This is a genomic window from Hoyosella rhizosphaerae (genome assembly GCF_014643175.1).
Taxonomy (GTDB): domain Bacteria; phylum Actinomycetota; class Actinomycetes; order Mycobacteriales; family Mycobacteriaceae; genus Lolliginicoccus; species Lolliginicoccus rhizosphaerae.
The window spans coordinates 1-2,840 of sequence record NZ_BMJH01000010.1; the positions used below are offsets into that span (position 1 = coordinate 1).

Annotated in this window: 2 protein-coding genes; both read right to left on the bottom strand. The window is 58.7% G+C overall.

Annotation, left to right across the window (positions count from 1 at the left end; translation table 11 throughout):
- Window positions 1–855: arabinosyltransferase domain-containing protein (locus IEW73_RS16440; RefSeq protein ID WP_229676087.1), on the bottom strand; the 855-nt coding region annotated here is incomplete at its 3' end.
- Window positions 856–976: 121 nt separating this feature from the next.
- Window positions 977–2,840, bottom strand: a 1,864-nt coding sequence (locus tag IEW73_RS16445) for an arabinosyltransferase C-terminal domain-containing protein (protein ID WP_188678025.1), incomplete at its 5' end; no start/stop codon positions are given.

Genomic DNA, 2,840 nt, shown 5'->3' on the forward strand with positions numbered 1-2,840 from the left:
CATGTATCCGGCGTCGTTGGCGACGCGGGCCATGGTGAGGATGTAGCCGTCGTCGGCGGTGTTGGCGCCGATGAGGTACCAGGTGACGAGGATGGTGCCTACTACGCCGTCGAGGGGGCGGAGTTTCCACCAGTTGGCGGGGAGGAAGCGGCGGTGGCGCCGGCCGTCGGTGAGGTCGAGTTTGTGGAGGGCGATCAGCGCGGTGATGGTGGTGAGGACGCCGAGGGTGAGGGCGAGGATTTTGAGTGTGGTGGGGTGGGTGGAGAAGCGGGAGTCGATGTCGATGGTGAGGTTGAGGTTGGTGGGTGCGGTGCCGGTGAGGTCCGTAAACACCCCCACCACCTGGGGCATGAACATTCCCTCACGCACTGTGCGGGCAGTGTCATCATCTGCACCGACGCCGGTAAATTCTGTAACGATTTCGTCTTTGGTGATGGTGACTACGAGTTCATCGCATGCGGTCATTCGGTCGCGCGGTACAGAAGCCACCACACCGTTGCGGACTACGACTTGGGCGTCGCTTCCTGTCGCGCGAATCTGCATACCGAATCGCAGGGAGTCCGGAGAGGCCGGCGGGATTGTGGACGCTACGATTCCGCCTTCGTCCGGCAGTTCAGCGAATGTGCTGCAGGGGACGGTGGCGGCGAGCGTCTGGGGGTAGTACGAGATCAGCGGTGCTTCGACACTGTTGATCTCGTCGTTCTGCGGCCAGGTTAGTGTGGAATTTGTTTGATGCACGGGTAATAGCGGCGCTGCCACCGCGAGAAGGAACCCGAGCAAACCTGTGACGAGCGCGACTAAGCGCGTCGTCCGAATACCACTATCTGACACCGAACCATCCGTCCCAGGAGACACTAATCCGACAGTTACGATTCCTGATGTTATTCGCAACTTCCCGATAACCATGCCAGGTAGCAGCAATTCACAGTAATTGGAGTGACAACAAACTCATTTCGCTCGCAACTGTAACGCCACGTCAGCGGATAGGCCCAGGGTGCCAGAGCCCCGACCGCCGGACTGTCTCATGATCGATATCGGCAGGTGTCGACTCGGGCGTGTAATGCACATATCGGCTAAGTGACCCCCAATCGCGGCCCCAGTCATCTCTGAGATACGTCGCCATAGGCTGTTCGCGGCCCACGAGACTCACGAGCCCCACAGGGCCGCCTCCCGCGCTGCCCTGCGCGATGTCAGTGCCAAGTTTCAATTCGAAATCGCCAGCGATGCGGTATTCAGGCATATCGATTACGCCGTTACGGTGCACAAATGGTTGTTGACAGGGGAATGCCAGCCCAATAGACCAGTCGATCATGGTCGGCGTGTCACTACCGACGATGCTCTGCAACGTATCGAGCTGAGGAATTCTCGGCGGTGTGATGGCTAGCCACTGGTTTGGATCAAGGTCGTCATCACGGGCGACGAGCCGTACCGCCGTTGCCTCCTCAGGTACCTGATCAAGTGGCACACGCAGATTTCTCCACGACGGCATCGGGCCGATATCAATCGGTGTCGCGGTATGGATTACTGCGAAGTCGTCACCCTCTGCGATGCCAAACTCAATATCGAGCTGCTGCCCACGAATTGGACGGTCGAAAGCGTCAATACCTGCAACGCGTCCAGCCGCCGTCACCACCAGAAGGGGATTGTCATCGTGTGAACTGGGCAATGCGTACCACCCAGTGGTCAGCGACGCCGAGCGTTGATCCCCAGTCTGGAAGCTCCCCAAAACTGGAACCAACTGTGGATCCAACCCGAACGGTAGGGGAGCGAAGCTTCCATTGATGCCCGCAACCTGCAAGCGTTCACCAGGTGAAATACCAGTAGGGTCGAGTGTTTGTTGCTCGCCTGAAGCGTCTTGCTCGCCCAACGCCACCAAAGTTGACGCCTCATTTTCGAGCGCGGCCTGGTCGGGTGTGAGGTCTGGTGCCAACCCGTTCGGGGTAAAACTGGTGTTTCCACCTTCTTCTAGTGCATCCGCAATGCCCGCTTCGCCCACCGGGGCAAGGAAGCCACTATTGGGGTTGGTTTCGACGAGCACATCGCGCGCGAGCCCACACGGCTCACCGCCAATGGCGTCAATATTCGACCGTGCGATGGAATATGCCGGGTACTGCTTAAGTGCGGCTACCGACATGGACGCAACTTGTGCCGCCACAACAATCCCGGTGATGATCAACACCGGTGTGGTTGTAATTGCGCGGACCCACCACGGCGGTCTTCCAGGTTCCCCACGCAGTTCTAAGACATGGAACACGGCAGCGACGATGAAGACCAAGAGCGCAAGCGCCAGTAGCCAGTTGGCTACCCCACGACCCAACAACAGCGGTGGGCGATCACCAAATGGAACGCCATAGTTCGCAACATGCCACCACCGGTTAGTGCCTGTCATCGCGAAAGCGGTAATCAACAACAGGACAGACAACGTGACAAGCCGATTTCGCGCCGACTTCAACACCGTGGGCGCCATCGCCACAGCCAACAATGCGGCGACACCAGCGGCAACACCAGCAAACGCACCGAAGTGATGAGTCCACTTGGTCGGTGTCAGCGTCAAGAACAAGAATGACGCAACAGTAATCCCCAGGAGACGAGACGCAGGGCCCATCGGCACCCCAGGAATGCCACCGCGGCGCGCCAACGAAACACCAACAAATGCGATCGCGAATACCAACATCAAGACAGCAAAACGGCGTGCCAACGAACCATCAGTCGCAGGCCCAAAGAGATCGTTATACCTCGTCATCTCTTCGTACCACTTCAGTGATGGTCCGATGGCGGTGCGGAGTCGGGAGGCTTCGGAGACTGCGGCGAGTGTTTGGTCGTAGAAGATGATGAAGAGG